Source organism: Pontibacter aquaedesilientis, assembly GCF_014773225.1.
Classification (GTDB): Bacteria; Bacteroidota; Bacteroidia; order Cytophagales; family Hymenobacteraceae; genus Pontibacter; species Pontibacter aquaedesilientis.
Genome location: NZ_JACXAJ010000002.1, coordinates 226,977 through 249,222, shown reverse-complemented (window position 1 = coordinate 249,222; position 22,246 = coordinate 226,977). Strand labels below are relative to the sequence as shown.

Annotated in this window: 19 protein-coding genes; 9 read left to right on the top strand and 10 right to left on the bottom strand. The window is 51.8% G+C overall.

Features of this window, described 5'->3' with window-relative positions:
• Window positions 1–14 precede the first annotated feature (14 nt).
• Window positions 15–236 (bottom strand): membrane protein insertion efficiency factor YidD, encoded by a 222-nt coding sequence (gene yidD, locus H9Q13_RS06030; protein ID WP_191182878.1) that lies wholly within the window; start codon window positions 234–236, stop codon window positions 15–17.
• Window positions 237–332: 96 nt separating this feature from the next.
• Here yidD and H9Q13_RS06025 point away from each other — a divergent pair, with 96 nt between their 5' ends.
• Together H9Q13_RS06025 and H9Q13_RS06020 are read left to right on the top strand one after the other, a co-directional pair.
• Window positions 333–2,660 (top strand): S46 family peptidase, encoded by a 2,328-nt coding sequence (locus H9Q13_RS06025; RefSeq protein WP_224744110.1) that lies wholly within the window; start codon window positions 333–335, stop codon window positions 2,658–2,660.
• A 439-nt stretch (window positions 2,661–3,099) separates the two neighbouring features.
• A complete protein-coding gene (locus H9Q13_RS06020; protein ID WP_191182877.1) occupies window positions 3,100–3,936 on the top strand; it encodes a PorV/PorQ family protein in 837 nt (278 codons plus the stop codon).
• On the opposite strand, the gene H9Q13_RS06015 is transcribed toward H9Q13_RS06020, so the two are convergent.
• Window positions 3,933–5,180: a cation:proton antiporter gene (locus H9Q13_RS06015; protein WP_191182876.1), complete on the bottom strand. Its 1,248-nt coding sequence runs from the start codon at window positions 5,178–5,180 to the stop codon at window positions 3,933–3,935. The genes H9Q13_RS06020 and H9Q13_RS06015 overlap by 4 nt on opposite strands.
• Before the next feature lie 89 nt (window positions 5,181–5,269).
• Between H9Q13_RS06015 and H9Q13_RS06010 the strand changes: the two genes are divergently transcribed.
• Window positions 5,270–7,360, top strand: coding sequence for a hypothetical protein (locus H9Q13_RS06010; RefSeq protein ID WP_191182875.1), 2,091 nt, complete (start codon window positions 5,270–5,272; stop codon window positions 7,358–7,360).
• Here the strand turns inward: H9Q13_RS06010 and sigZ are convergent.
• From sigZ to H9Q13_RS05990, 4 genes are all read right to left on the bottom strand, one after another.
• Window positions 7,357–7,989, bottom strand: a complete 633-nt coding sequence (gene sigZ / locus H9Q13_RS06005; RefSeq protein WP_191182874.1) for an RNA polymerase sigma factor SigZ — start codon at window positions 7,987–7,989, stop codon at window positions 7,357–7,359. The two genes, H9Q13_RS06010 and sigZ, sit on opposite strands and share 4 nt — an antisense overlap.
• Before the next feature lie 155 nt (window positions 7,990–8,144).
• A complete protein-coding gene (locus H9Q13_RS06000; protein WP_191182873.1) occupies window positions 8,145–8,576 on the bottom strand; it encodes an ArsI/CadI family heavy metal resistance metalloenzyme in 432 nt (143 codons plus the stop codon).
• A 123-nt stretch (window positions 8,577–8,699) separates the two neighbouring features.
• Window positions 8,700–10,598, bottom strand: a complete 1,899-nt coding sequence (locus H9Q13_RS05995) for a DUF3857 domain-containing protein (protein WP_191182872.1) — start codon at window positions 10,596–10,598, stop codon at window positions 8,700–8,702.
• A 39-nt stretch (window positions 10,599–10,637) separates the two neighbouring features.
• Window positions 10,638–12,671, bottom strand: a complete 2,034-nt coding sequence (locus H9Q13_RS05990; RefSeq protein WP_191182871.1) for a DUF3857 domain-containing protein — start codon at window positions 12,669–12,671, stop codon at window positions 10,638–10,640.
• A gap of 259 nt (window positions 12,672–12,930) precedes the next feature.
• On the opposite strand from H9Q13_RS05990, the gene H9Q13_RS05985 reads away from it, so the two are divergent.
• A complete protein-coding gene (locus tag H9Q13_RS05985; protein ID WP_191182870.1) occupies window positions 12,931–13,698 on the top strand; it encodes a hypothetical protein in 768 nt (255 codons plus the stop codon).
• Window positions 13,699–13,745: 47 nt separating this feature from the next.
• Here H9Q13_RS05985 and H9Q13_RS05980 read toward each other — a convergent pair whose 3' ends face one another.
• The 4 genes from H9Q13_RS05980 to H9Q13_RS05965 all read right to left on the bottom strand — a co-directional run bounded on the left by H9Q13_RS05980 (window position 13,746) and on the right by H9Q13_RS05965 (window position 16,640).
• Window positions 13,746–14,114, bottom strand: coding sequence for a hypothetical protein (locus H9Q13_RS05980; RefSeq protein ID WP_224744109.1), 369 nt, complete (start codon window positions 14,112–14,114; stop codon window positions 13,746–13,748).
• Window positions 14,115–14,337: 223 nt separating this feature from the next.
• Window positions 14,338–15,117 carry a TIGR03915 family putative DNA repair protein gene (locus H9Q13_RS05975; protein WP_191182869.1) on the bottom strand — a complete coding sequence of 260 codons (780 nt, stop codon included), beginning with the start codon at window positions 15,115–15,117 and terminating at the stop codon, window positions 14,338–14,340.
• Window positions 15,118–15,133: 16 nt separating this feature from the next.
• Window positions 15,134–15,277, bottom strand: a complete 144-nt coding sequence (locus H9Q13_RS05970; protein ID WP_191182868.1) for a hypothetical protein — start codon at window positions 15,275–15,277, stop codon at window positions 15,134–15,136.
• Between the two features lie 97 nt (window positions 15,278–15,374).
• Complete coding sequence (locus H9Q13_RS05965) at window positions 15,375–16,640, bottom strand: putative DNA modification/repair radical SAM protein (protein ID WP_191182867.1); 1,266 nt, start codon at window positions 16,638–16,640, stop codon at window positions 15,375–15,377.
• 292 nt (window positions 16,641–16,932) lie between these two features.
• On the opposite strand from H9Q13_RS05965, the gene H9Q13_RS05960 reads away from it, so the two are divergent.
• The 5 genes from H9Q13_RS05960 to H9Q13_RS05940 all read left to right on the top strand — a co-directional run bounded on the left by H9Q13_RS05960 (window position 16,933) and on the right by H9Q13_RS05940 (window position 22,153).
• A complete protein-coding gene (locus H9Q13_RS05960) occupies window positions 16,933–18,768 on the top strand; it encodes a BamA/TamA family outer membrane protein (RefSeq protein ID WP_224744108.1) in 1,836 nt (611 codons plus the stop codon).
• A gap of 61 nt (window positions 18,769–18,829) precedes the next feature.
• Window positions 18,830–19,444, top strand: a complete 615-nt coding sequence (locus H9Q13_RS05955; protein ID WP_191182865.1) for a Dps family protein — start codon at window positions 18,830–18,832, stop codon at window positions 19,442–19,444.
• A gap of 219 nt (window positions 19,445–19,663) precedes the next feature.
• Window positions 19,664–20,515: a CvfB family protein gene (locus tag H9Q13_RS05950; RefSeq protein WP_191182864.1), complete on the top strand. Its 852-nt coding sequence runs from the start codon at window positions 19,664–19,666 to the stop codon at window positions 20,513–20,515.
• 142 nt (window positions 20,516–20,657) lie between these two features.
• Complete coding sequence (locus H9Q13_RS05945; protein ID WP_191182863.1) at window positions 20,658–21,323, top strand: oxidoreductase; 666 nt, start codon at window positions 20,658–20,660, stop codon at window positions 21,321–21,323.
• Between the two features lie 50 nt (window positions 21,324–21,373).
• The gene (locus tag H9Q13_RS05940) at window positions 21,374–22,153 is read left to right on the top strand and encodes an SAM-dependent methyltransferase (protein WP_191182862.1); all 780 of its coding nucleotides are present in this window, start codon (window positions 21,374–21,376) and stop codon (window positions 22,151–22,153) included.
• Window positions 22,154–22,246: the final 93 nt, after the last annotated feature.

The following is a 22,246-nucleotide window of genomic DNA, read 5'->3' as shown; positions in this document are numbered from 1 at the left end:
CTGCCTCATTAAGCTTACGGTACCGGATCATACCCACTTCCGCCCCAAGGGTGGCAGCGGCCAATGCGTTTGAGCGCCATCCAACCTCCCTTAAAAGGACCATGCTTATTCACGGCTCCCAAGGCATAAGCCGAACAGGTTGGGCTGTAGCGGCAAGTGGCTGGCTTTAGGGGGGAGATCATATGGCGGTACACCCAGATGAGTGCGAGCAAAAGTTTCTTGAAAAGCCAGGTCATGAGATGAATTTGGAGCGTTTTATTTGCCGAACAACTGTTAGGTAACGCAATTTTTAGATAAATTTGTCACAGTTTAACTAATCTAAACAAAAATTCATGTTAAAAAGAATCCTTTCACTCCTTCTTTTAGTTTCGCTTTGCGTTCCCTTCGCCAAAGCAGACGAAGGTATGTGGCTGCCGATGCTGATCAAGCGCCTGAACCACGCTGACATGCAGAAAAAAGGCTTGCAGCTAACTGCCGAAGAAATCTACAACGTGAACAACTCCAGCCTTAAGGACGCTATTGTGCAGTTCGGTGGCTTCTGTACGGGCGAGTTCATCTCCGCCGAAGGGTTGTTGCTAACCAACCACCACTGCGGTTACGGCCAGATCCAGTCACACTCCACGCCTGAGAACGATTACCTGACCAACGGCTTCTGGGCTATGGATCGCAAGCAGGAACTTCCAAACGAAGGCTTATTCGTGGACATCCTGGTGCGCATGGACGACGTGACCGGTAAAGTGCTGGAAGGCATTGATAACAACACGCCTGAGGAAGAGCGCATGAAGCTTGCTTCGCAGCGTGCCCAGGCGATTGCCAAAGAGGCCAGCGACAACGGTCAGTATGTGACCTATGTGCGCGACTTCTTCAACGGCAATGAGTACTACCTGTTTGTGTACGAGCGCTTCAACGACGTGCGCCTGGTAGGTACGCCTCCATCTGCCGTTGGTAAGTTTGGTGGCGACACCGACAACTGGATGTGGCCACGTCACACCGGCGACTTCTCTATGTTCCGTGTGTACATGTCACCTGACGGCAAGCCAGCCGCCTACTCAGAGAAAAACGTGCCTTACAAGCCGAAGCACCATTTGCCTATCAACATTGGTGGTGTGGAGCAAGACGACTTCGCGATGGTGTTCGGTTTCCCGGGCCGCACGAAGCGTTTCATGACTTCGGAAGGTCTGATCCTGGACGTGAACCAGCTGAACAAATCGCGCATTAAGTTGCGTGACAAGAAGCTAGGTCTGTGGAAAGAAGACATGGACAAGAGCGACGCGACACGCATTCAATACGCGTCTAAGTATGCTTCTACTGCCAACTACTACAAATACTCTATCGGTCAGAACGAAGGCATCAAGCGCATGAAGACTGTGGAAGGCAAGCAGGCTGATGAGAAGAAATTCCAGGCCTGGGCTGATGCAAACCCAGAGCGCAAAGCGATGTATGGCAGCGCCCTGAACGACATGAACGAGGCCTACAAGGAAATCGAAAAGTATAACCTCGGCAACGTATACCTGAACGAAGCCGTGCTGGGCACAGAGTCTCTCCTATTTGCTTACCGCATGTCCGCTTTGAACAATGCCCTGAAGTCTGGCAACGCCGAGGCAGCCAAGAAAGCAGCTGAAGACCTGAAGCCAAGAGCCGACGCCTTCTTCAAAGACTACAACATGGCCACCGACAAAAAGGTATTTGCCGCCATGATGAAGTACTACTCTGAAGACATCCCGAAAGACCAGCAAGCAGATGCTTTCAAGCAGATGGTGGCCAAGTATAAGGGTGATTTCAACAAAATGGCCGACTATATCTACAGCAACTCTTTTGTAGTGAACAAGCAGAAGGTAGACCAGTTCCTGGCTAACCCAACGCAGAAGCAGCTGGCAAACGACCCGGCCTTCCAGTTGGTAAGCGCTATCATGGAGAACTACCAGCAGAACATTGCGCCTAAACTGTCCGCTAGTAGCGCCAAGCTGGCCAAAGCCAACCGTTTGTACGTAGCGGGTCTTCGCCAGATGAACCCGGACAAGGTATACTACCCGGATGCCAACTCAACTATTCGTCTGAGCTATGGATCTGTGAAGAACTACCAGCCTTACGACGGCGTGACGTATGAGACTTTCACAACCCTGGAGGGTGTGATGCAGAAAGAAGATCCTAACAACGAGGAGTTCATCGTGCCTGCCAAACTGAAGCAACTGTACGAAGCCAAAGATTATGGCCGCTATGCCAACAAGGATGGCGAACTGATCGTGAACTTCATCACCGACAACGACATCACGGGCGGTAACTCCGGTTCTCCGGTGATCAACGGCAAAGGTGAGCTGATCGGTCTGGCCTTCGACGGCAACTGGGAAGCAATGACCGGCGACCTGGTATACGACCCAGATTACAAGCGTTGCATCAACGTGAGCGCCAACTATGTTCTCTTCATGGTGGATAAGTACGCTGGCGCATCTAACCTGATCAACGAGATGACCATTGTCAATACAGACAGCCCAGGCCCTGCCGACGCTGGTGTGGCTGCAAGCGCTTCTGACAATGGCTCCATCGAACTGCTGAACGCTGCCGTGAAAGAAGCGAAAGCCGATCTGGCTGCTGGTAAAAAATCAGTGAAGATCAAGAAAAAAGACGGTAAGAAAAGAGCTAAAGTTGAAGTGAAAAACTAAGCTGAGCTACTCTTAACCGAGTAAAGCAAAGGCGCTGGGGATATTCCTCAGCGCCTTTTTCTTTGCCTGAATCAGGATTAAAGGATTTAGGGATTTTCAGGATTGATAATGTCGGAGGGAAACGTAAGGACCTCACAGCGTCTTCAGACCTGTGAGTCGAAGATCCCGAACTTGATTCGGGGTGTCTTGCGGGCTATTAAGTAAGATAGTTAAAGACAGGTATAGCTAAGGTACAGTGTGCGGATAGGTATGGATATAATTACTGTGATAATCACCACAGTTGGTGAAGACACTCACAGGTCTGGGAGACGCTGTGAGGTCTATACGGTCCCCTCCGACATTATCAATTCTAAAATCCTTTAAAATCCGGATCCTAGCAACCCACCCCCTATCCCCTCGTACATAGCACTTTAGCTATAAAACTACACCGCATGAGATAATGCGACGTCTACAAAACAAACTTAACTTCCTGTTGCTTCTTTTGCTGCCTTGCCTTGCGCAGGCCCAGGCCGATGTGCCTGCCGGGGCGCGTGCCGCCGCATTGGGCAATGCCTCTGTCACGCTGCCTGACCTCTGGGCGCTCAACAACAATGTGGCAGGTATAGGCAATCTGGAACAGGTGCAGGTAGGAGCTTATATGGAGAACCGCTTTGGCGTCAGGGCTTTTTCGACGGTGGCTCTGCAGGCGGTATACCCCACTGCCAGGTATGGCAATTACGGGTTGAGCCTGAGCCGTTTTGGCGATGAGCTCTTTAGCCAGCAACATGTGGGCATAGGTATAGGCCATAAGCTGGGACAATTCAGTTTAGGCGCAAAGGCCGACCTGTGGCAGGTGGCCGCCGAAGGCTATGGCAGTCGCAAAGCCGTGGCACTGTCGGTGGGTGGACAGGCTGAGGTGGTGCCGGGCTTGTATTTCGGAGCGTATGCCTACAACATCAACCAGGCCAGGCTGGCTGCTTTTGACGATGAGCGGTTGCCCACCATCATGAAAGCGGGATTAGGCTATCGGCCATACCAGAAAATCCTCTTACTCGCCGAAACCGAAAAGCACATTGACTTCCCCGCCAACTTCAAGGCAGGTATAGAGTATCAGTTACTGCAAGAGAAAGTGGCCTTGCGCTCTGGTTTCAGCACACTGACCAACCGCGCCACTTTCGGGCTTGGGTTTCGGGCATGGCACCTGCTTGCCGACTATGCCTTCGGCACGACCACGCTTTTAGGAATCAGCCATCATCTCTCGGTAGCATATCAGCTTAGCCGCAGCCAGAAAATCTAAGCCTTTACTTCACGGGATAGCCGCTTGATGAAGGGCTCTATGGTCAGTCCCTGTATCGTGAGCGACAACAACACCACCGCATACGTGATGGCAACAATAAGCTCACGGTGCATGACAGGGGTAAGCGCCAGGGCCAGCGCAATGGAAATACCGCCCCGCAGTCCGCCCCAGGTCATGATGGGGAGAGTGTAAGGCGAGAACGCCCTGTTAAAGCGGAGGGTATACGAGGGAATCGCCAAAGCAATATACCGCACCACCAGCACCACCACCGTCGTAATGATACCGATCAGGACGTATTCGGTGTGGAAAGGAATCAGCATCAGTTCCAGCCCTATCAGCACAAACAGTACGGCATTCAGCACTTCATCCACCATTTCCCAGAACTTGGTAAGGTAATCGGCCGTGATCTTGCTCATGGCAAACTGAGTGCCTTGGTTGCCGATCAACAAACCCGCCGCCACCATGGCCAGCGGACCCGAAAAGTGAAACTGCTGTGCCAGGCTGTAACCACCCATCACGACTGCCAGGGAGATCAGCACCTCGGTTTGGTAATGGTCTATGCGCTTCATGAAATGGTAGGCGATGTAACCGATCAGCAAGCCCAGGCCGATGCCGCCACCTACTTCTTTCACAAAGAGTTCGACCACAAAAGAGCTTTCTATATTTGTGATGCCCTGCTGCGCTATCTGAAAAATGGTGAGGAACACCACAACGCCCACCCCATCGTTAAAGAGCGACTCGCCGGTTATGCTCACCTCCAGCGACTTAGGGATTTTGGCTTTTTTAAGGATGCCCAGCACGGCAATAGGATCTGTGGGAGAGATAAGCGCCCCAAACAGCAGGCAGTAAATGTACTCGATGGGCTGGCCAAACAACTGCAGCAGGTAGTAAAAGGCGGTACCCGTCATGAAAGTGGAGATCATTACCCCGATGGTTGCGAAAACAAGTATAGGCCACTTGGCTGCGGCCAGCTTTTCGAGGTCGGTGTGCAGCGCTCCGGCAAACAGCAGGAAACTCAGCATAAACTCCAGCAGCACCTCCGAAAAGTCTATCTCGCGCAGGCGACCCTCCACAAGCGCCTCGAACCCCGGCGAAACCTCGCCCAAAACCTGCACCAGCACCGAAAGCAGCAGGCCGGCCATCAAGAGGCCAATGGCCCCGGGCAGCTTGATGAATTTTTGGTTGATGTAAGCAAATATGGCCGATATAACCAGAATGGCAGAGAAAATATGAAAGAGCTCCATGCAGTTTTTTTTAGGTGAGCACAACTTTAATGACAAGGCTAAAGTAGCCCTAAAGTACTGATTTAATTGTTCTGGGTAAGCTGATGCCTATGGTACGATGTATACTGCTTTGCTGGTTGATTTTATTTCTGACAGGGCCGCTGCAGGCACAGGACTATCCGCGTCAAACCTTTGACTTTGACCTGTTTGTGCAAGAGCTTTTTGCGCAGCAGGAAGACGACAATGTGCCTTACGAAGACTTTTATGAAACGCTTTTCCAATATTTCCAGCGCCCCATCGACTTGAACCGCACCACGCCCGAAGAACTCGCCTCGCTCTACATACTGTCCCGTCCGCAAATCACGTCCTTCTTCCGCCACATCCAGGAAAACGGACCTCTGCTTAGCATTTATGAACTGCAGGCTATACCTGACTTCGACCTGATCACGATTTACAAACTGGTCTATTTTGTAAGGGTGGCTGATACTGGCCTCTATGCAGACCAGCGCCCGCTGTTGCAGCGCATTGTGGGCGAAGATAACAACGCGCTGATTATCCGCTACGAGCGCACCCTTCAGGAGCGACGAGGTTATACCTTGGTGGATACCAGCAGCCGCTCAACAACCCGATACCTCGGCTCGCCTGACAAAGTATTGATGCGCTACCGCGTGAGCCATACCCGCGACTACAGCCTGGGCTTTACCGCTGAGAAAGACGCAGGTGAGCAATTTACCTGGAACCCTGACACTCGCCGATACGGTTTTGATTTTTACTCAGCACATTTGCAGCTCTACAATAAGGGGAAGTTCAAGTCGATCGCACTCGGCGATTACCAGTTGCAGTTTGGGCAGGGCTTGCTGTTTTCGTCGGGCTATACCGTGGGCAAGGGCAGCGAGACCATCACCACAGTCAGCCGTCCGAATATAGGTATACGGCCTTACAGTTCGGTGCTGGAGCATGCCTTTTACCGTGGGGCGGCTGTCACCTATACCCTGGGCCGGATTGACGTAACGGGCTTTGTGTCGAGAAAGCCGGTAGATGCCAACCTGCGGGCGCAACTCGACACGCTGGACAATTCCGGCGATTTCTTTACAGGTATACAGACCTCGGGCTTTCACCGAACCCCCACCGAACTGGCCAACAAAGGGCGGGTGCGGGAACAAATTGTTGGCGGCAATGCGACTTACCAAAGCAGCAACCGCACTTTGCTGGCCGGAATAACGGCGGTGGCGACCCATTACAGTTCTCCTATTCAGAAGGCCGGTCTGCCTTACCAGCGCTTCGAGTTTAGTGGCAAGAGCAACTACAACGTCGGCACCAACTACGCCTATACCTGGCAGAACTTATACCTGTTCGGTGAGACGGCTATTTCCGGGAGCGGTGGTCTGGGCACCGTAAACGGACTGACGGCCAACCTCTCCAACAAAGTGGAACTGGCCATGCTCTACCGCTATTATGCCCGCGATTTCCATACCTTGTATGGCGGTGCTTTTGGGGAAAGTACCCGCAACATCAACGAGCAGGGCTTCTACACAGGTATCAAAATCAAACCCTTTGCAAAGTGGGAGCTCACTGCCTATTATGACCGCTTTCGCTTCCCATGGCTGCGTTACCGGGTAGACGCTCCTTCGCATGGCGACGAGTACCTGCTGCGCCTCCTTTTCCGCCCTAACCGCCAAAGTTCGCTCTACGCCCAGTTTAGAGCCGAGAGCAAAGGCCGCAACGTCTCCGACAATATCACCAGCATGGATTATGTGGGGCAGGCCAATCGCAAGAACTACCTGCTATATTATGAGTTTTCGCCTACACCAGTGATCAACCTCCGCTCCAGGGTGCAGTTCAGCAGCTTCGAGCTGGAGTCACCGCAGACAGAGGGGTACTTTATTTCCCAGGACCTTAACTTCAACTTCAACAAGGTTCGGCTGAGCACCCGTTATGCCATCTTCGACACCGACGATTACGAGACCCGCCAGTATGCTTTTGAACGGGATGTGCTCTATGCTTTCTCTATACCTGCTATTAGTGGCAGAGGCACCCGCCTGTATGCCCTGCTGCAGTTCAGGCCGATGCGTAAAATGGATGTTTGGGTAAAGTACGGGCTGACGCACTACCGAAATCAAAAAACAGTCGGTTCCGGCTTGGAGACGATTGAAGGACCCAGGAGATCGGACATTAAAGTACAGACAAGGTATAGATTCTAATTTCTACTCCCCTTTAACTGTGTTTGCAAAGGCTTGCAGCTCTCCTTTGCCGTGGCGCTGATCAGCGCACCGTTCCTGTCAAGCTCCAGATGGCAGCACTCCACAAAAAGCTCCTTCAGTTTCTGACGACCGCGCTGCACCCGGGACTTAGCCCCCGAATAGGACATCCCCAACCGTTCGGCGATCTCTTTCTGGCTGATACCTTCGATTTCACTCAGACGCAATGGCTCGGCATATTCTGCAGGGAGCATAGTGAGCAAAGGTAAGATCAGGTTTTCCGTCTCTTCCCTCTCTGGCTCTTGGCGCAACGCTTCCTCTAACTTGCTTTCGTCCTCCATCGGCAGGAGACGGCCCTGCCCGCGGTAGTAATCGTACACGGCGTTCCGGGCGATCTGGTGAAGCCAGGCGTTCAGGTTGCGCACACCCGGCAGCTGTTCGCAGTGTTTGTAGAGCTTCACATAAAGCTGTTGCAGGATGTCGTTGGTTTCGTCTTTGTCGTGCACGCGTTTTATCACGAAGCTCCGGAGTTTTGCCTCGTATTCCAGGTATACAGGCGCTACAGCGGCGCAGGTGTCTATTGGTTTGGCAACCTGGTTATCCGAACAGGTAGAGCAGCTTTTATTTTCCATAGCAAGAAGAATTGAATGGCTGTAAACAGGCGAATCTACTCAATTTACGAATAAAAACAGGAATCCGCAGACCTTCCGTTCTGCCCTTTGGGGGAACAAAACAGGCCGTGCTGGGTATGGTACAGGTATACCAACCGCGGCACGGCCTTGTAGTTTTATTTTGTACTAAACGGCAGTTCCTGGTTTGTGGCAGCGGAACGAGCGTTGATACCCTCGCCGTATACAGTAGACTCTCCATAGGTATAGAAGGCCTCCCAGTCCACACCCTGTGGGTCTGTGATCCAGGATTTCTCTGACTTGGCGTAGCAGCAGGTGCACTTACCTTCTTCCCGGATGGCGCTTTTCGCATTTTTCAGGCGACCGTATACCTCTGCCAGCTCCTCTTCGCTTTCGGCCTGTATACCCAAGTGCTCTATACCTGCGTTTTCCGGGTGAAGCGAAATGGCGAAGTTGATGCGCGGGTCTTCCAACATCCATTTGGCATAGTCTTCTTTAACTACAGTTGGTTCAGCTCCGAAGAGGGCCGTGTAAAACCCCACTGATTCCGGCAGGCTTTTAACGCGAACATTTACGTGAAATCTTTTCATGGCTTTGTCTTTTTTAAGGTGATTCTGATCTTGTCTTACCTTGAGGACGGTGGGAGCCCAGAAAAGACGCAGCCCCATGAAAAAAATTTCACGGGGCTGCGTCAAGAGATTTGGTTAACTGGTTTACTGCACGTTTTTCACAAAAACCAGCTGCTGCATATCGGCTTTGTACACGTTGTTCATAAACTCTACCATAGTGGGGTATACCTCCGGATCGAACCGGCCTTTGTGCATTTGGAGCGTGCGCACATACCTTACCTCCCGGCCCTTCACCTGCACACTCGCCTTGTAACTCCCGAACGCCGTGGTATAAGAAGTATCGTTGGGCTTGAATTCCAGGGTATAGCCTGCTGGCATTTCATAGACCACTGTGTCCACGTCGGTATAGGCGGTGGTGCGCACCACTTCCCACTGGCGCTTGCCGGTATTCTGTGGCAGTGTGCTCCAGCGGTTCATCAGGTTCGGGGTCAGGAACATGCGTTTGCCGCTCATCGTCACGCATTGGCGCAGACTCAGCTCCAACTTTTCGCTTACCTCTGGCATACGCCCTTTTTTCAGATCGAAGGCAAAGCTCTTCAGGTCGAAGGCGGGTATCTCGATGTTGCGGTAGAGCCATTTGCGTTGCTCTTCGGGGGACATGTGATGCAGAATGTCACGGTGATCTTCGTGTTGCACCCCGGTATAGCGGGTCTGCACCTGGGCCACACCGTTTCCGGTTTCGTCCAGTTTCACGGTGGCAACGCGGCTCTGCAGGTTGTCCTGGGCGGTATAGGTCTGTGTTTTCACCAGTTTGCCGCCTTCCGGGGTGATAAGCAGGGCATGCCGGTCGCCGGTGAAGCTGCCCGAGAAACCTGCCGACTCGAACTGGCTGGTGCATTCCAGCCAAAGCGTGTCCTGCTTCATGGGCACACAGAGGATCACGTGGTTAAACTGGCTGCTCGGGAAGTCGGTCAGGACAGCCCGCTCATTGGAGCCACCGTTCACCAGCGCATAAATGGAAGGAATACCCACTGCCTGCAGCATGGATTGCGTGTAGTTGGTCAGCGCCTTACAGTCGCCATAGCCTTTGGTATCCACAAAGCTGGCCTCGAAAGGCTGCCAACCACCCAATCCCAACTGTATGGATACGTATCGGGTGTTGGACTGCAGGTAGTTGTATACCTTGCCTATCTTCTCCATCGGGTCGTCTATACCTGCCACCATGGTCTGCAGCTTCTTTTTGGTTGCCTCCGGAAGGACGTCGCGGCCCTCGTTCAGTTTGCTCACCCATTTGCCATAAGACTCCCAGGTTTCCATGTTGCCTTTGTAGCCCTGCACCTCAAAATCAGAAGGCGCCGTGCGCACCATCGGGAGGATCTCCAACATGTTGGGGCCATACGGTTCGCTCTCTATGGGTGCCAGGTTGCTGATCTCCCAGTTATACACATCGTGTGTGGCCGTGGCCTCCTGCTTCACTTTTTGCGGCAGGTTGCTTTCGCGGTAGCGCAGCTTCACACCTTTGGGCATCAGTACCTGGAAGGTAGCTTTTGCCACTGAGGTTTTACTACTCCCCAGCGGCACCCAGGCCGGGTAGAAAAGCATGTTGCTGGAAGTGGTCTGGTACTCAAACTCTACTTTGTACGGGTATATCGAATGGGTAAGGTCGGCGTACATGATGCGGTTATGCAGCACCTCATTGTCCGCGCTACTAGCACTTACATCCTTTATATCACTGTTCTTCAGACTCTTGATCTTCTTTCCATTGCGATCATAGCTCGTCCCTTTCAAAAAGTCCACCTTGTTTAGCTTGTCATGCGGAACGTAGAGCTTGGCATGCTCTTTTCCACCCTCATTCAGGATCGTGATGACGGTTTTGACGCGGGTGGTGCCTTTGCTAAGGGAGTTAACAGTAAAGACGGTTTCCTCCAGCTCCACAATGGCGTTGGCCCCTTTCAGAAGATCGGGGTTGTCAGGCCTGGCCTGTGCCTGGGAGGCAAAAAGCAGGCAAACCGCCAGTAACAAGGTGTAAAAGTTCAGTTTCATATTAGGTCTTGTAATTTTTGCCTTGCATTGGCTGTATTCTTATTTCCGTTTAAGCACGAGCTGCTCGGCGTGCTTGGCCACAATCTGAGCGTAGAACTCCTTCAGGTATGGGTACTCCGGGGCGTAGTATACCGGCTTCAGGATGTTGATCTTACTCATGACCTGCACCATGTTGCCCTCACGCTGGATCATGTACATGAACTTGCCCCCATCTTCCGGGAGCGTGATCACAGTGCTTTTCGGGGCCTCGTCCAGGTCGTATCCGGCTGGCAGATTAAAACGGCAGATGTAGGTATAGTCGATTGGAACGGCCAGGTCGACCGGGTATACCCTGTCCTCCAGCTTGAACGGATTATCCGTCTCCCCTTGGCCCAGCATCGGATTCAGGTAGATCACATCCACGGGCTGGCCGTTACCGCTGGCCGAAAGACGGTAGTCAATGTTAAGCACCTTGCCCAGCTCCAACACATTGCTGAACACCGGCTTCTCCACCTTGTAGTTCCCTACTTCTTTGCTTAGCTTTTCGGCATACTTCTCCTCTCCTTCGTCCAAAATGGACTTACGGAGGCTCAGGGCGTTGTAACCAGCACTCGATTCGGTTACCTTTCCGGTCATGCCACCGTTCGGGTTGACGGTCAGGTCGCCATTGAAGAACTTGGTGTTGTTGCCTGCAGGAGTGAGCGCTACCCAGCGTTGGTCCTCCTTCTTGATCAAGCGCCCCTGTCCGTTGAGGCATCGCACAGGCAGCATGCCGGCAGGCAACAGCGGGTCGGTGGCATCGAGCAGGTAGTCTTTGCCCTCTAGGTTGACGTGGGCTACCACATAATTGAACTTGCTGAGCATTGGAGAGCCTTGCGGCACGCGTCCGTGCTCTCTTGTGCTGAGAAGCACCGGGGCAGCATCCAGCCCGGCATCCTGCAGCATAGCGGTCAGCATCAGGTTGATGTCGGCGGCGCTTCCCGTGCGGCTCTCAAACGCCTTGCGGATTGGCCCGGTGGTATAGTAGCTGTTTTTGCCGTTCCATTTCACGGTGCTTTTCACCAAGCTGTGGATGGCAGCCATTTGTTGCTCTGGTTTACTGTGCTGGGCCGTGATGGCGGCCACCTCCGCCTTAAAGAATCCCTTTCGGTTGAGTTGGCTGCCGAAACGCTCCGCATTCAACAAATCGCTTGTCACCTGGTTCCAGTTGCCGGTCATTACCTCTGGCAGTTTGCCTGGGTACTTCACTGTTTGCAGTTCAAAATCGATTCTGGACTTATAGTCGTTGAGCGTGGTGATGTACCTCTCAGGACGTAACGCCGGCGCATCCTTTATCACCCAGCGGAATGTCTCGTTGTTTGCCTCCACCTGGCTTGATCCACCGGAGGTGCGGCCGCCCCCCATACCTGGCGTAATCTCCGACGACCAGGTGACGGTGAAGCGGTCTCTGCCTCGCTCAACGGTCGACACGTCGAACCGCAGGTAGCCTTGCTGCTCCTGCTTGTAGTAGAAGTATTCGGGTATGCGCACATTGTACTCGCTGTACGCTACAGGTATGGTGCTCTGGAACTCCCACTCGCGCAGGTTGTACAGGAAATCTGACGAGATGGTATAGGAATACTCGATCACAGAACCCTCTTTCACATTGGGCATGGCAAACTTCTTGGCAAACCAGTTTTCACTGGTCTGCTCGTCAAACACGGCCTTCGACTCCAGTTTATCCTTTGTTACCTTGTCTCCTTCCTGGTTATAGGTATAGCCTTTGATGTTGTAGACGTTTTCCTTGTTGGAGTTGCGCTGGTAGTAAGGCACAGACACGTTGGCTGCATCGTAGCCGGACTTCTTCAGTACCTTGATACGGGTATGGCGCTCAAATATGACTTTGAAACCCTTGTTATAGGTGAAATACGAAAAGCCGTAGTCAGAAAGCACGACGGCGGCCGCGCTGGTGTCCTTGTCATAGGTACGCATGTGGAGCTCGGCGTCATCGAGCTTGCCAAACTTGGCTGGCTGACTTTGACCCAACACCTGTGTGAATCCCACACAAAAGAGCATAGCAAGAGCTACAAAAAGAGTAGAGGTTTGTGATTTCATAGGCTAATGAAGGTATAGAATTACGTTGGCAATTTATAGTTTTCGGAGTGCTGTAAATCTTCAGCATAAGCAAGCCTTTACCGAGGGAGCCATGCAACAAACCGATATATAAAAGAAACAATATTCTTCTATATAGTCAAACACAGAACTGAAGTTTGTACAGTTTTTCCAAAATTTTTTTCACTTCTGCCTTTACTTATTGGCTTTATTCACGTTTGCTTCAATATAACAATACCAATAAAATTAATAATTAAACATATTGAATAATATAATATCGATGTTCCCGGGTCTTGTTAGCTTTTGGCCTACAAGAGTAAAGAAAACCATACTACTGGCAGTAACCCTGTTGGCGGGAGGTTTTCTGTATGCTCAACCTTCGGGCAGAGAGAAGGCCCGATCTGAATCCATCCGGGAAGAGATGTTAAAGGCACATGGAGGGGAAAGAAGCCTGAGCAGATTGGGTACTTTGGAGTACAGTGTATTGGAGACGGATTACACGAACGTGCCACCCGCCACTACCCGAACAAATTATTACCTGGATATTAAGAACAGGCAGCTCACGGCTACAACTTCTTCCGAAGGCATCTCAATTGTCAAAACCCTGAGCGGTTCCGGTGCCTGGCAGGTAATCGACGGCGTACGGACACCACTGCCTGAAGATGAAAAAGAACAGCTGGAGCGTAACTACTTTCTTAATTTTTTAATGCTGTTGCAAAACGGAAATTCTATGTTTGAGTTTAAACGCAATTGCCAATACAAAAACAGCACGGCAAACGAATTGCTTGTGTCCAACCCTTTTAATCCAACACAGAAAGCCCGTTTGTTTCTGTCTGAACAAACGGGTAGAGTACTTGCCTTAGCTTGGCACGAGGCGCATGAGCCAAACCCCATGCTGCAATACACTGACTTTAAGGAGTACAACCCCATAGGAAAGGGCCTGATTTTACCTATGGAATATCAGGTATACACCAACGGCGAGGTGTCGGCCGAGGGCAGAATAGTAGATGTAAAAGTAAGAGGGAAGTAAAGAAGCAGGCCCAGGGAATGCGGGCGGACCTGCCTCTTTACACAGTATTAAAGGTAGGATGAGAAGTTTTTACTGTCCTGCCAGAACTCGCGGCAGGTTTGCCGTTGTCCTTCCAGGAACTCGTGGTCTTTTTTCAAGCTTTTCCAGTCGCCATATCCCAGGCGCTCACAAAGTTTAAAGAAGCTGTCGCCTTGGTTCTGGCGCCCTTTCACTCGTACCAGCGCACTCAAAAGGGGCCTCCCGGCGGCATGCTCTGATTCCGATATCTCGTCGATAACTTCGTTAAGCTGTGATTTTTCGTAGGAGTTCTCCAGATTTAGACCTAGCTCGGCCTCCTGGATCAGGTTTTGAAATGACATCAGGTGAGCACGTCCACGGGCTACTTGAATGAGTTTTTTTCGTACGCGTGTATTCATCGTTCTTCCAAAAAGTGAATGGCAGCAAGTAATTCATACCAACTGTCAGATAGTGGGGAAACTGCCGCTCATTTTATCAATAAAAATATCTATATATTGGTTTATACTCCAAATTGGCCTTGCAGGTTGTCTTGTGTTGCGAATTTTTGGGCCTTGATAGAACTTAATGCATCCCCTGTTATGAATACGCCTTGAGCCACAGCCCCTTACCGTCCGTCAGAATTTAATGTAAACGCGGTTGCTTTTCCGAAAGGTACTTCCAGTAGCGTTTAGGGATATGGCGCAAATGCAGTTTGGGATTCTTGCGCTCCGGTATGTTCACGTTATCAAAGTACACCTGCCACAGCAACTGGTACTTTGTCTCGTTCTCGTCGTACTCACTGGCTTTCAGAACGCCTTGTTGCTTCGGGGTGAGGCCAGGGTTCTCTAATTGCACAAAGTCTGTCTTCTTCAAATCATAATATACTCCGTACCGGCGGATGGTATCATAAATGGCCCAGCGCTGGTCAGCATAGCGTTTCTCGAAGTGGCGCACAATAAGCGGGAGCACGTTGAAGTCTGGGGAGACGGAGGCATAAAAGAGTCCATCAGCCGTTTTCTGGAACCGCACGAATGCTTCCATGCGATGTTTCTCACGGTGCACTTGCTTGTAAATCTGCTGGACCTGCAAGATGAATGGGGCTGTGTAATTTCCCTCTACGCTCTCTGCAGAGTCGAACACGAGCCGTGCATAGTCAAAAATCAAACGCTCGAAGCCTGCCTGCTCCCACAGGTAGGTATAGTACAGCGACTCCAGTGCCGCCGCTGACAGTTTACGCTGCAACCCTTGCCACACGCGGCTTGCCTTCTGCTCATCGGTCACCACCCGGATGTTCTCCCCAAACATGGAAGGCTGCGCCAAGTGCTCCTGCTCGATGGCAGTAGGCCAGGCCTTCCGTTCGTAGGCCTCAAACACAACCGTGAGCAATCCCTCAAAGGATCCGTCGTAGGTATAGAAATACACAGGCAGACAGTTTCAGTTATTGTTGGGCAATGTAGTTCCCGCGGCTTTTCTCACGCTTGCTGTCGGCCTGCATTCTGGAAGCGAGGCTCTGGAGGTGCGGCACCAGCATATTGAGTTTGCAGCAGCAGGAAACACGGGCAACTTTGTTTGAATTTCTCATCGTTTTTTGAATAGGTTGAAAAGGTGTATGCTTCGGTTGATTACACAAGTCACTTAACTTACTCTCCTTCGCCTCTGCCATCATCAATAGTTTATTATTAGCCTACCTGCCGGAACAGATCCAGTTGCTGGGTGAGCAGGGCGCTGCGAACCGAGCCATCGCCAAAAAGGATTTTGCGGCGAAGCTGCTCTGAGTCAAAGTCCTGCCGTTGCAGGCTGCGGGTCTGGCAGGTAATGAAATACTTTGCACGCTTCAGCACCACCCCCATTTGGCGCAGGTGGTCAAACTGCAAAGGGGCAAACCGGCGGGCCGACACAATTTTCTTGGCGGACTTCACGCCTATACCTGGCACCCGCAGTATCATTTCGTAATCGGCTGTGTTGATCTCTACCGGGAAGGCGTGTCGATTGCGCAGTGCCCACGACAACTTCGGGTCAATGTCAAGGTCCAGGTTAGGGTGCTGCTCATCCACGATCTCCTTCACGTCGAAACCATAGAAGCGCATGAGCCAATCGGCCTGATAGATGCGGTTCTCCCGAATGATGGGCGGCTCCGTGATAATTGACAGCCTGCTGTCGGTGCTTATCGGCACATAGCCCGAGTAGTATACCCGCTTCAGGCTATACCCTTTGTAGAGCTGGTCCGAGAGCTGCAGTATCTGCTGGTCGCTTTCGGCGGTGGCGCCCACAATCAGTTGCGTGCTTTGGCCAGCCGGCGCAAACTTAGGCGTCGATTTAAACAGTTTGCTCTCTTCCTTTGCCTGCACCAGTTGGTCTTTGATGGAACCCATCGGAACCAGTATCTCGCCGTAGTTCTTCTCCGGTGCCAGGCTTTGCAGGCTCTTTTCCGACGGCAACTCAATGTTCACGCTCAGGCGGTCAGCATACAGGCCGGCTTCTTTGATGAGCTCGTCACTGGCACCAGGTATGGTCTTCAGGTGGATATACCCATTAAACTTGTGCTCCTGGCGCAGCTTTTTGGCCACCCGCACCAAGCGCTCCATGGTATAATCTGCGTTCTTGAAAATGCCAGAGCTCAGGAATAGCCCTTCGATGTAATTGCGTCGGTAAAAGTTAATGGTCAGGTCCACCACTTCCTGCACCGTGAAGGCGGCGCGTTGCACATCGTTGCTTTTGCGGGTCACGCAATAAGCGCAATCAAAAATACAGAAGTTGGTCAGCAGGATCTTAAGCAGCGAGACGCAGCGCCCATCCTCTGTGTAACTGTGACAGATACCCATACCCTCTGCATTGCCCAGGCCTTTGTTATCATTCTTACGTTTGCCACCACTGGAAGAGCAGGAAACATCATACTTTGCCGCGTCTGCTAATATTTTTAGTTTATCGCTTATTTTGCTATCCATATACTGGTTTCTAGTCTCTTAACGGTTTTAAAATTACGACTATATTCTTAAAAAACCCAATATTTTTAGCATTTATATTTATCAACAAACTATCCACATCGCTATTAACTAAAATAATTAGCACAACTTAGCAATTGATATTTTCGGACTTACCCTACCGATGACAGCAGAAAACGTTATCTTAGTAGGTTCTTCCGTACAATAGCTGATTATACCTGAGTTTGCGCCCTGATATTCCATGGCTTTTCCACATCTGACCTTTTTTCGCCATGTACCCATATGCCTTCTGGGCATGCTATTGCTATCGGGTATGGCCTTTGCGCAAGAGGTGCCGACTCGGCAGGACACACTAGCGACCCCAATCGACTCCACGAAACAGAAGTTTGATGAAAGGGTAATGAGCAACCTGCGTGAGATCTCTCATCGCAAGACCATCATGGGCAAGCTCCTGAAGGCCATCCTTGTCTTTGACCGTCGGGAGGAAGAACTGATCGGGCTGGACGCCGAGCTGATCCAGCGGGAATATGAGCGGCATAACTACAAGATTGTCCGGAATGTCAACATTATGACACTGGATGCGCTTGGCTATTCTATCAACGACACCACACGGATTCCGCAGAGCTTTCTGGAGAAAGCCGGCAACTCGCTGCACATCAAAACACGTCGCCACCTGGTGCGTAATAAGCTCCTTTTCCGCAGTATGCAGCCACTCGAGCCACTTGCCCTCGTCGAATCAGAACGATTGCTGCGCCAGACCGACTACCTGCTCGACGCCCGCATTATCGTGGACGAACGGACCACCACCCAGGACAGTGTGGATGTGCTGGTCATTACCAAAGACATCTTCAGCCTGGGCGGTTCGGGGTCTTACACCCCCTCGTCGGGGGCGGGGCGCATTGCCTTGCGGGAGCTTAATTTTCTGGGGCTGGGCCATCAAGTGCGTGGCTCTTATCGTTTCAACATGAACGCTCCCAGGCCCTGGGAAGCGACAGGGGGCTATACTGTCGAAAACATTGGCAACACCTACGTCAGGGCAGACCTCACCTACATCAACGAGAACTTTTACAAGGAGAAAAGCGCCTTTGTGCGCCGCGACTTCTTTGCCACCAATACCCGATACGCCGGGGCCGCCGGGGCCAGTCAGATAGACGAGCTGCTGCTGCTACCGCCTGTACCAGAGGACACCGTGCAGCGCTTTGCGGACCTGGGTTACCACCGTCAGGACTTCTGGCTGGGCCGCTCTTTTAAGTTCAAAAGCTACAATCTGGGATTCGAGCCCCGCGGCAGGCTCATTACGGCGTTGCGCTTCATCAACACAAACTACTACACCAAACCTACCGAGAACTTCCAGGACAACATGCTGGTAATGGGCAGCGTGGGTTACAGTGTGCGCCGCTATTACAAAGACCGTTACCTGTATGGCTTTGGCCGAACGGAGGATATTCCGGCCGGCACCCTGATCTCTGCTGCGTACGGCTATGAGCGGGGCGACCTTTTTGATCGTCGATACTTTGGACTTGATGTTTCCTTTGCCAGGTATAACAAGGACTTTGGCTACTTCTATAGCCGAGCCGGTTATGGTTCGTTTATCAGGGGCAGCAGTTGGGAACAGGGCATGCTGGAGTTAGAGTCACTTTATTTTACGCGACTGTACGAAAACGGCAACTGGAAGCTCCGTCACTTCATTCTTGGGCGAAGCACGATCGGAATCAACCGCAACCCGGAGGAGCTGCTTTCCATCAACAATGAAGAGGGGCTCCGGGGCTTTCGGTCGGGGCTTTTGAGGGGCAACCGCCGGGTGGTGCTCAACTACGAGGCCAACCTCTATACCCCTTTCTCGCTGTTCGGCTTCCGACTGGCGACGGTGGCTTTCGCAGATGTGGCCTGGCTGTCGTACGGCAACAAGAGCTCGCCCTTCAGGAACACGCCGTATCGCGGGTTCGGGGCAGGTATACGCTTCCGCAACGAGTACCTCTCGTTCAGCACGATACAGATCTTGGTGGGCTACTACCCTAAAATTCCGCAAAACGAAGACTTCAGCAATTTCCGCATCTATGAGTCTTCGCGCCCCTACTACGACTTCGCTGATTTTCGCTTCACGCAGCCAGGTATAGCCGAGTTCAGGTAAATTTCTGTATCCTTTTGAGCTAATTCCTGTACAAACACAGACAAATTCACAAACCCTGAACATGGAAAAGCTAAGAGAAAAATCAGAATATGAAGGCAACCCGGTGGGGCTGTCTAAGATCACGGCAACGGCTATGGCCAAAGAGCTGGACCGTCATTTGTCGTCATTCATCACCCTGTACAACCAATACCACAAGCACCACTGGATGGTGGAAGGCCCACAGTTCCGTGACCTTCATTTGTTTTTTGAAGACCACTATACCCAGATACATGAGCAATACGATGCAATTGCCGAACGCCTGACGGTGATGGGCTACTGCCCTACTTGCCACCCGGCTAAGCAGATGGAACTGTCCTACATTGCGCATGAGGAAGAAGGCGTGTTCCGTATCCGGGAAATGCTCAAGAAAGACATGGAGGATGAGAAGACCATCGCAGTGGAACTGCGCAAGTCCATCAAACTGGCTTTTCAACACGAGGATTTCGCCACCAAGGCGCTCCTAGAGGGCATACTGATCAAGACCGAGGATCGCTGCCACCACATTGAGCACTTCCTGGGGGAAGACGGCCTGTCCATCGGCTTGATCGCCACGCCGGATGACATCATGGAGGAGGAAGACAAGCAGGCCAAAGGGCAGAACGGAAAGGCCAAAACCACTAAGAAGGCAAAAGCCTAAGTTTCATTTATCTTACTGGCAACAGAACAGGCAGCCCGCGCGGGCTGCCTGTTCTGTTCTAATTTGAAGGAGCCTCACACAGGAGACTGATCACTCGCCTGACACAGTGTATCCTTTTGCCCCTGCCTACAGGTATAAGAGGTACAACTGAATCCGAAAGGCTATACCTGAAATGGTTTCACTATATTTGCAGCATTCTATACTTATCAAAGCAATACCATGGTAGATCTTGGCAATTACAACGAACTGGAGATAGCGCGTGAAGTGGACTTCGGCGTATACCTGACCTCTGAAGACGGCGACATCCTACTGCCCCGCAAGTACATTCCGGAGGGTGCCCAAGTAGGCGACAAGGTAAGAGTATTTGTCTACCGCGACTCCGAAGACCGTGTGATTGCCACCAATCTTATACCAAACGCCACCGTGCGCGAGTTCGCCTGCCTTACCTGCAAAGACAGCACCGACTTCGGTGCCTTCCTGGACTGGGGCCTGGAAAAAGACCTCCTCGTACCGCTGCACAACCAGAAGGACAAAATGCGCCCCGGACGCAGATACTGCGTGTATGTATACCTCGACGAAACCTCCGACCGCATAGTAGGCACTACCAAACTCGGCAAATACCTGCACAACGACGAGGCCGCCACCGAACTGACCGAGAACCAGGAAGTGGAGCTGCTGGTAGCCGGCTTTACCGAGATCGGCATCAAGGTGATCATCGATAACCGCTATATGGGTATGCTCTACAAAAACGAGGTGTTCAAAGAGCTACACATGGGCGACAAGATCCGAGGCTATATCAAGACCATCCGCCCTGACAACAAGATTGACGTCACCCTGCGCAAGCCCGGCACCACCGGCCTGAGCGAGTCCAGCGAGGCGGCCGACAAGATCATGGAGGTGCTTGAGAAGGCCAAAGGCTACCTGCCCGTGTCGGACAGCAGCAGCCCCGACGAGATTTACCGCATCATGGGCATGAGCAAGAAGACATTCAAAAAAGCGATCGGAGGGCTGTACAAAGCCGGCAAGATCGAGATCGACGAAGACAGCATTCGCCTCAAAGCTGACGAATAAATCCATCGCTATACCTTACAGGTTGAAGCCTGTAGGTCTGGCCACACGAACCCTGCGGGTTATCGGGTTATTTGCAGGAAAGTATTATATTTTTCAGCCTATATAGCAAAGAATCACGTACTTTCAGCGTAATCAATCGCACATGCACAGAACCCGAACCGCACTAATTGCCGGAGCCAGCGGCCTGGTGGGCAGCCACTTGCTACGCCTTATTCTGTTAACGGACAGGTATAGCCAGGTGATTTCTATCGGACGCCGCGAACTGCCTGTTATCCACCCCAAGCTCGACCAACAGATCGTTGACTTCGACAACCTGCAAAAGGCTAAGTCTGAACTGGTGGCAGATGATGTGTTCTGCTGCCTGGGCACTACCATCAAAAAAGCGGGCAGCAAGGAGGCTTTTTATAAAGTCGACCACGACTATGTGACAAAGCTGGCAGTAGTAACCCTCGAAAAAAAGGCCACACAATTCCTGGTGGTATCGTCTATGGGTGCCGACGCTGATTCCCGCATATTCTACAACAAGGTGAAAGGTGAGATGGAGCGCGATATCCGTCAGATGGGTTTTACCGCCGTGCACATCTTCCGGCCTTCGCTCCTGCTAGGTGAGCGGGAGGAGCACCGCACAGGCGAGGAAATCAGCGCTAAGATCATGCGGCCTCTCTCTGCCCTCATGATCGGGCCGCTGCGTAAGTACCGCCCTATCCAAGCCGAGACAGTTGCCAAAGCGATGCTGGAGGCTGCTGCCCAAAACCAGAAAGGCGATAAAGTATACCTTTCGGACGAAATAGAGCGATTGGGTAGCTAACTATACCTTTCCTCTCCTCGTAAGCTGCAAGGCACCTTATGCCTATACCTATGCCGCCGAAAAGCATACGACACGCCTTCCCGAAAGCCTCGCAGTACGACCCTGAGTGGGTGCGCAAGCACTCCATGGGCGAGAACGTACTCTTCAACCTCGAGAGCCTCACCAAGTCCCTGGACCTGAAGCCCGGTATGCGGGTGTTGGACCTGGGTTGCGGCAAAGCCATCAGTTCCATTTTCCTGGCCATGGAGTTTGGGGTTACCGTCTGGGCTGTGGACGAAGCCGTGTCAGCCAGCGACAACTACGAGCGCATACGCAGCGAGGGCTGCGAGGACAAGGTGTTTCCGCTCGAGATGGAAGCCCGTTCCCTGCCATTTCCTGAAGAGTATTTCGATGCCGTGATCGTGGTGGATTCCTATACCTATTTCGGCACCGACGAGAAGTACTTGCCTTACATTGCCCGCTTCATCAAACCCCAGGGCCATATCGCCATTGTGGATGTGTGTTTCCGAAACGAGATCGAAACCCCTGAGCAGGCCCCGGATTTCCTGCAAGAGGATTATCAGAACTATTGGTACTTTATTCACACCATAGATTGGTGGCGCAAGTTATGGGAGAAGACGGGACTTGTACACATTGAGGTGGCTCAGGAATTGAGTGAGGCACATTTGGTGCGGGAGCATTACATCAAAGACTATGAGAAATCAGATGAAGAAGACGCCTTCGCCAAAGCCTTGCAGCTTGACAAACAAGAGTTTATAACTTTCTTCAAGCTGATTGGCAAGCGCACTTCCAAGACGGCCTATCTGCAATCCTACAAGCAACCGACCTAAATTTTTGCACCTGGATATAATATTAGTTTGTAACAACGTTAGAAGTTATAATTTTGCACCCTGCCGGCAGGATGTTACTAGCTGGCGAGCAGC

What these genes read in the sequence shown, in the direction of transcription:
- yidD (WP_191182878.1), bottom strand. Translation starts at nt 236, where the DNA reads ATGACCTGGCTTTTCAAGAAACTTTTGCTCGCACTCATCTGGGTGTAC.
- H9Q13_RS06025 (WP_224744110.1), top strand. Translation starts at nt 333, where the DNA reads ATGTTAAAAAGAATCCTTTCACTCCTTCTTTTAGTTTCGCTTTGCGTT.
- H9Q13_RS06020 (WP_191182877.1), top strand. Translation starts at nt 3,100, where the DNA reads ATGCGACGTCTACAAAACAAACTTAACTTCCTGTTGCTTCTTTTGCTG.
- H9Q13_RS06015 (WP_191182876.1), bottom strand. Translation starts at nt 5,180, where the DNA reads ATGGAGCTCTTTCATATTTTCTCTGCCATTCTGGTTATATCGGCCATA.
- H9Q13_RS06010 (WP_191182875.1), top strand. Translation starts at nt 5,270, where the DNA reads ATGGTACGATGTATACTGCTTTGCTGGTTGATTTTATTTCTGACAGGG.
- sigZ (WP_191182874.1), bottom strand. Translation starts at nt 7,989, where the DNA reads ATGGAAAATAAAAGCTGCTCTACCTGTTCGGATAACCAGGTTGCCAAA.
- H9Q13_RS06000 (WP_191182873.1), bottom strand. Translation starts at nt 8,576, where the DNA reads ATGAAAAGATTTCACGTAAATGTTCGCGTTAAAAGCCTGCCGGAATCA.
- H9Q13_RS05995 (WP_191182872.1), bottom strand. Translation starts at nt 10,598, where the DNA reads ATGAAACTGAACTTTTACACCTTGTTACTGGCGGTTTGCCTGCTTTTT.
- H9Q13_RS05990 (WP_191182871.1), bottom strand. Translation starts at nt 12,671, where the DNA reads ATGAAATCACAAACCTCTACTCTTTTTGTAGCTCTTGCTATGCTCTTT.
- H9Q13_RS05980 (WP_224744109.1), bottom strand. Translation starts at nt 14,114, where the DNA reads ATGAATACACGCGTACGAAAAAAACTCATTCAAGTAGCCCGTGGACGT.
- H9Q13_RS05970 (WP_191182868.1), bottom strand. Translation starts at nt 15,277, where the DNA reads ATGAGAAATTCAAACAAAGTTGCCCGTGTTTCCTGCTGCTGCAAACTC.
- H9Q13_RS05965 (WP_191182867.1), bottom strand. Translation starts at nt 16,640, where the DNA reads ATGGATAGCAAAATAAGCGATAAACTAAAAATATTAGCAGACGCGGCA.
- H9Q13_RS05960 (WP_224744108.1), top strand. Translation starts at nt 16,933, where the DNA reads ATGCTATTGCTATCGGGTATGGCCTTTGCGCAAGAGGTGCCGACTCGG.
- H9Q13_RS05955 (WP_191182865.1), top strand. Translation starts at nt 18,830, where the DNA reads ATGGAAAAGCTAAGAGAAAAATCAGAATATGAAGGCAACCCGGTGGGG.
- H9Q13_RS05950 (WP_191182864.1), top strand. Translation starts at nt 19,664, where the DNA reads ATGGTAGATCTTGGCAATTACAACGAACTGGAGATAGCGCGTGAAGTG.
- H9Q13_RS05945 (WP_191182863.1), top strand. Translation starts at nt 20,658, where the DNA reads ATGCACAGAACCCGAACCGCACTAATTGCCGGAGCCAGCGGCCTGGTG.
- H9Q13_RS05940 (WP_191182862.1), top strand. Translation starts at nt 21,374, where the DNA reads ATGCCGCCGAAAAGCATACGACACGCCTTCCCGAAAGCCTCGCAGTAC.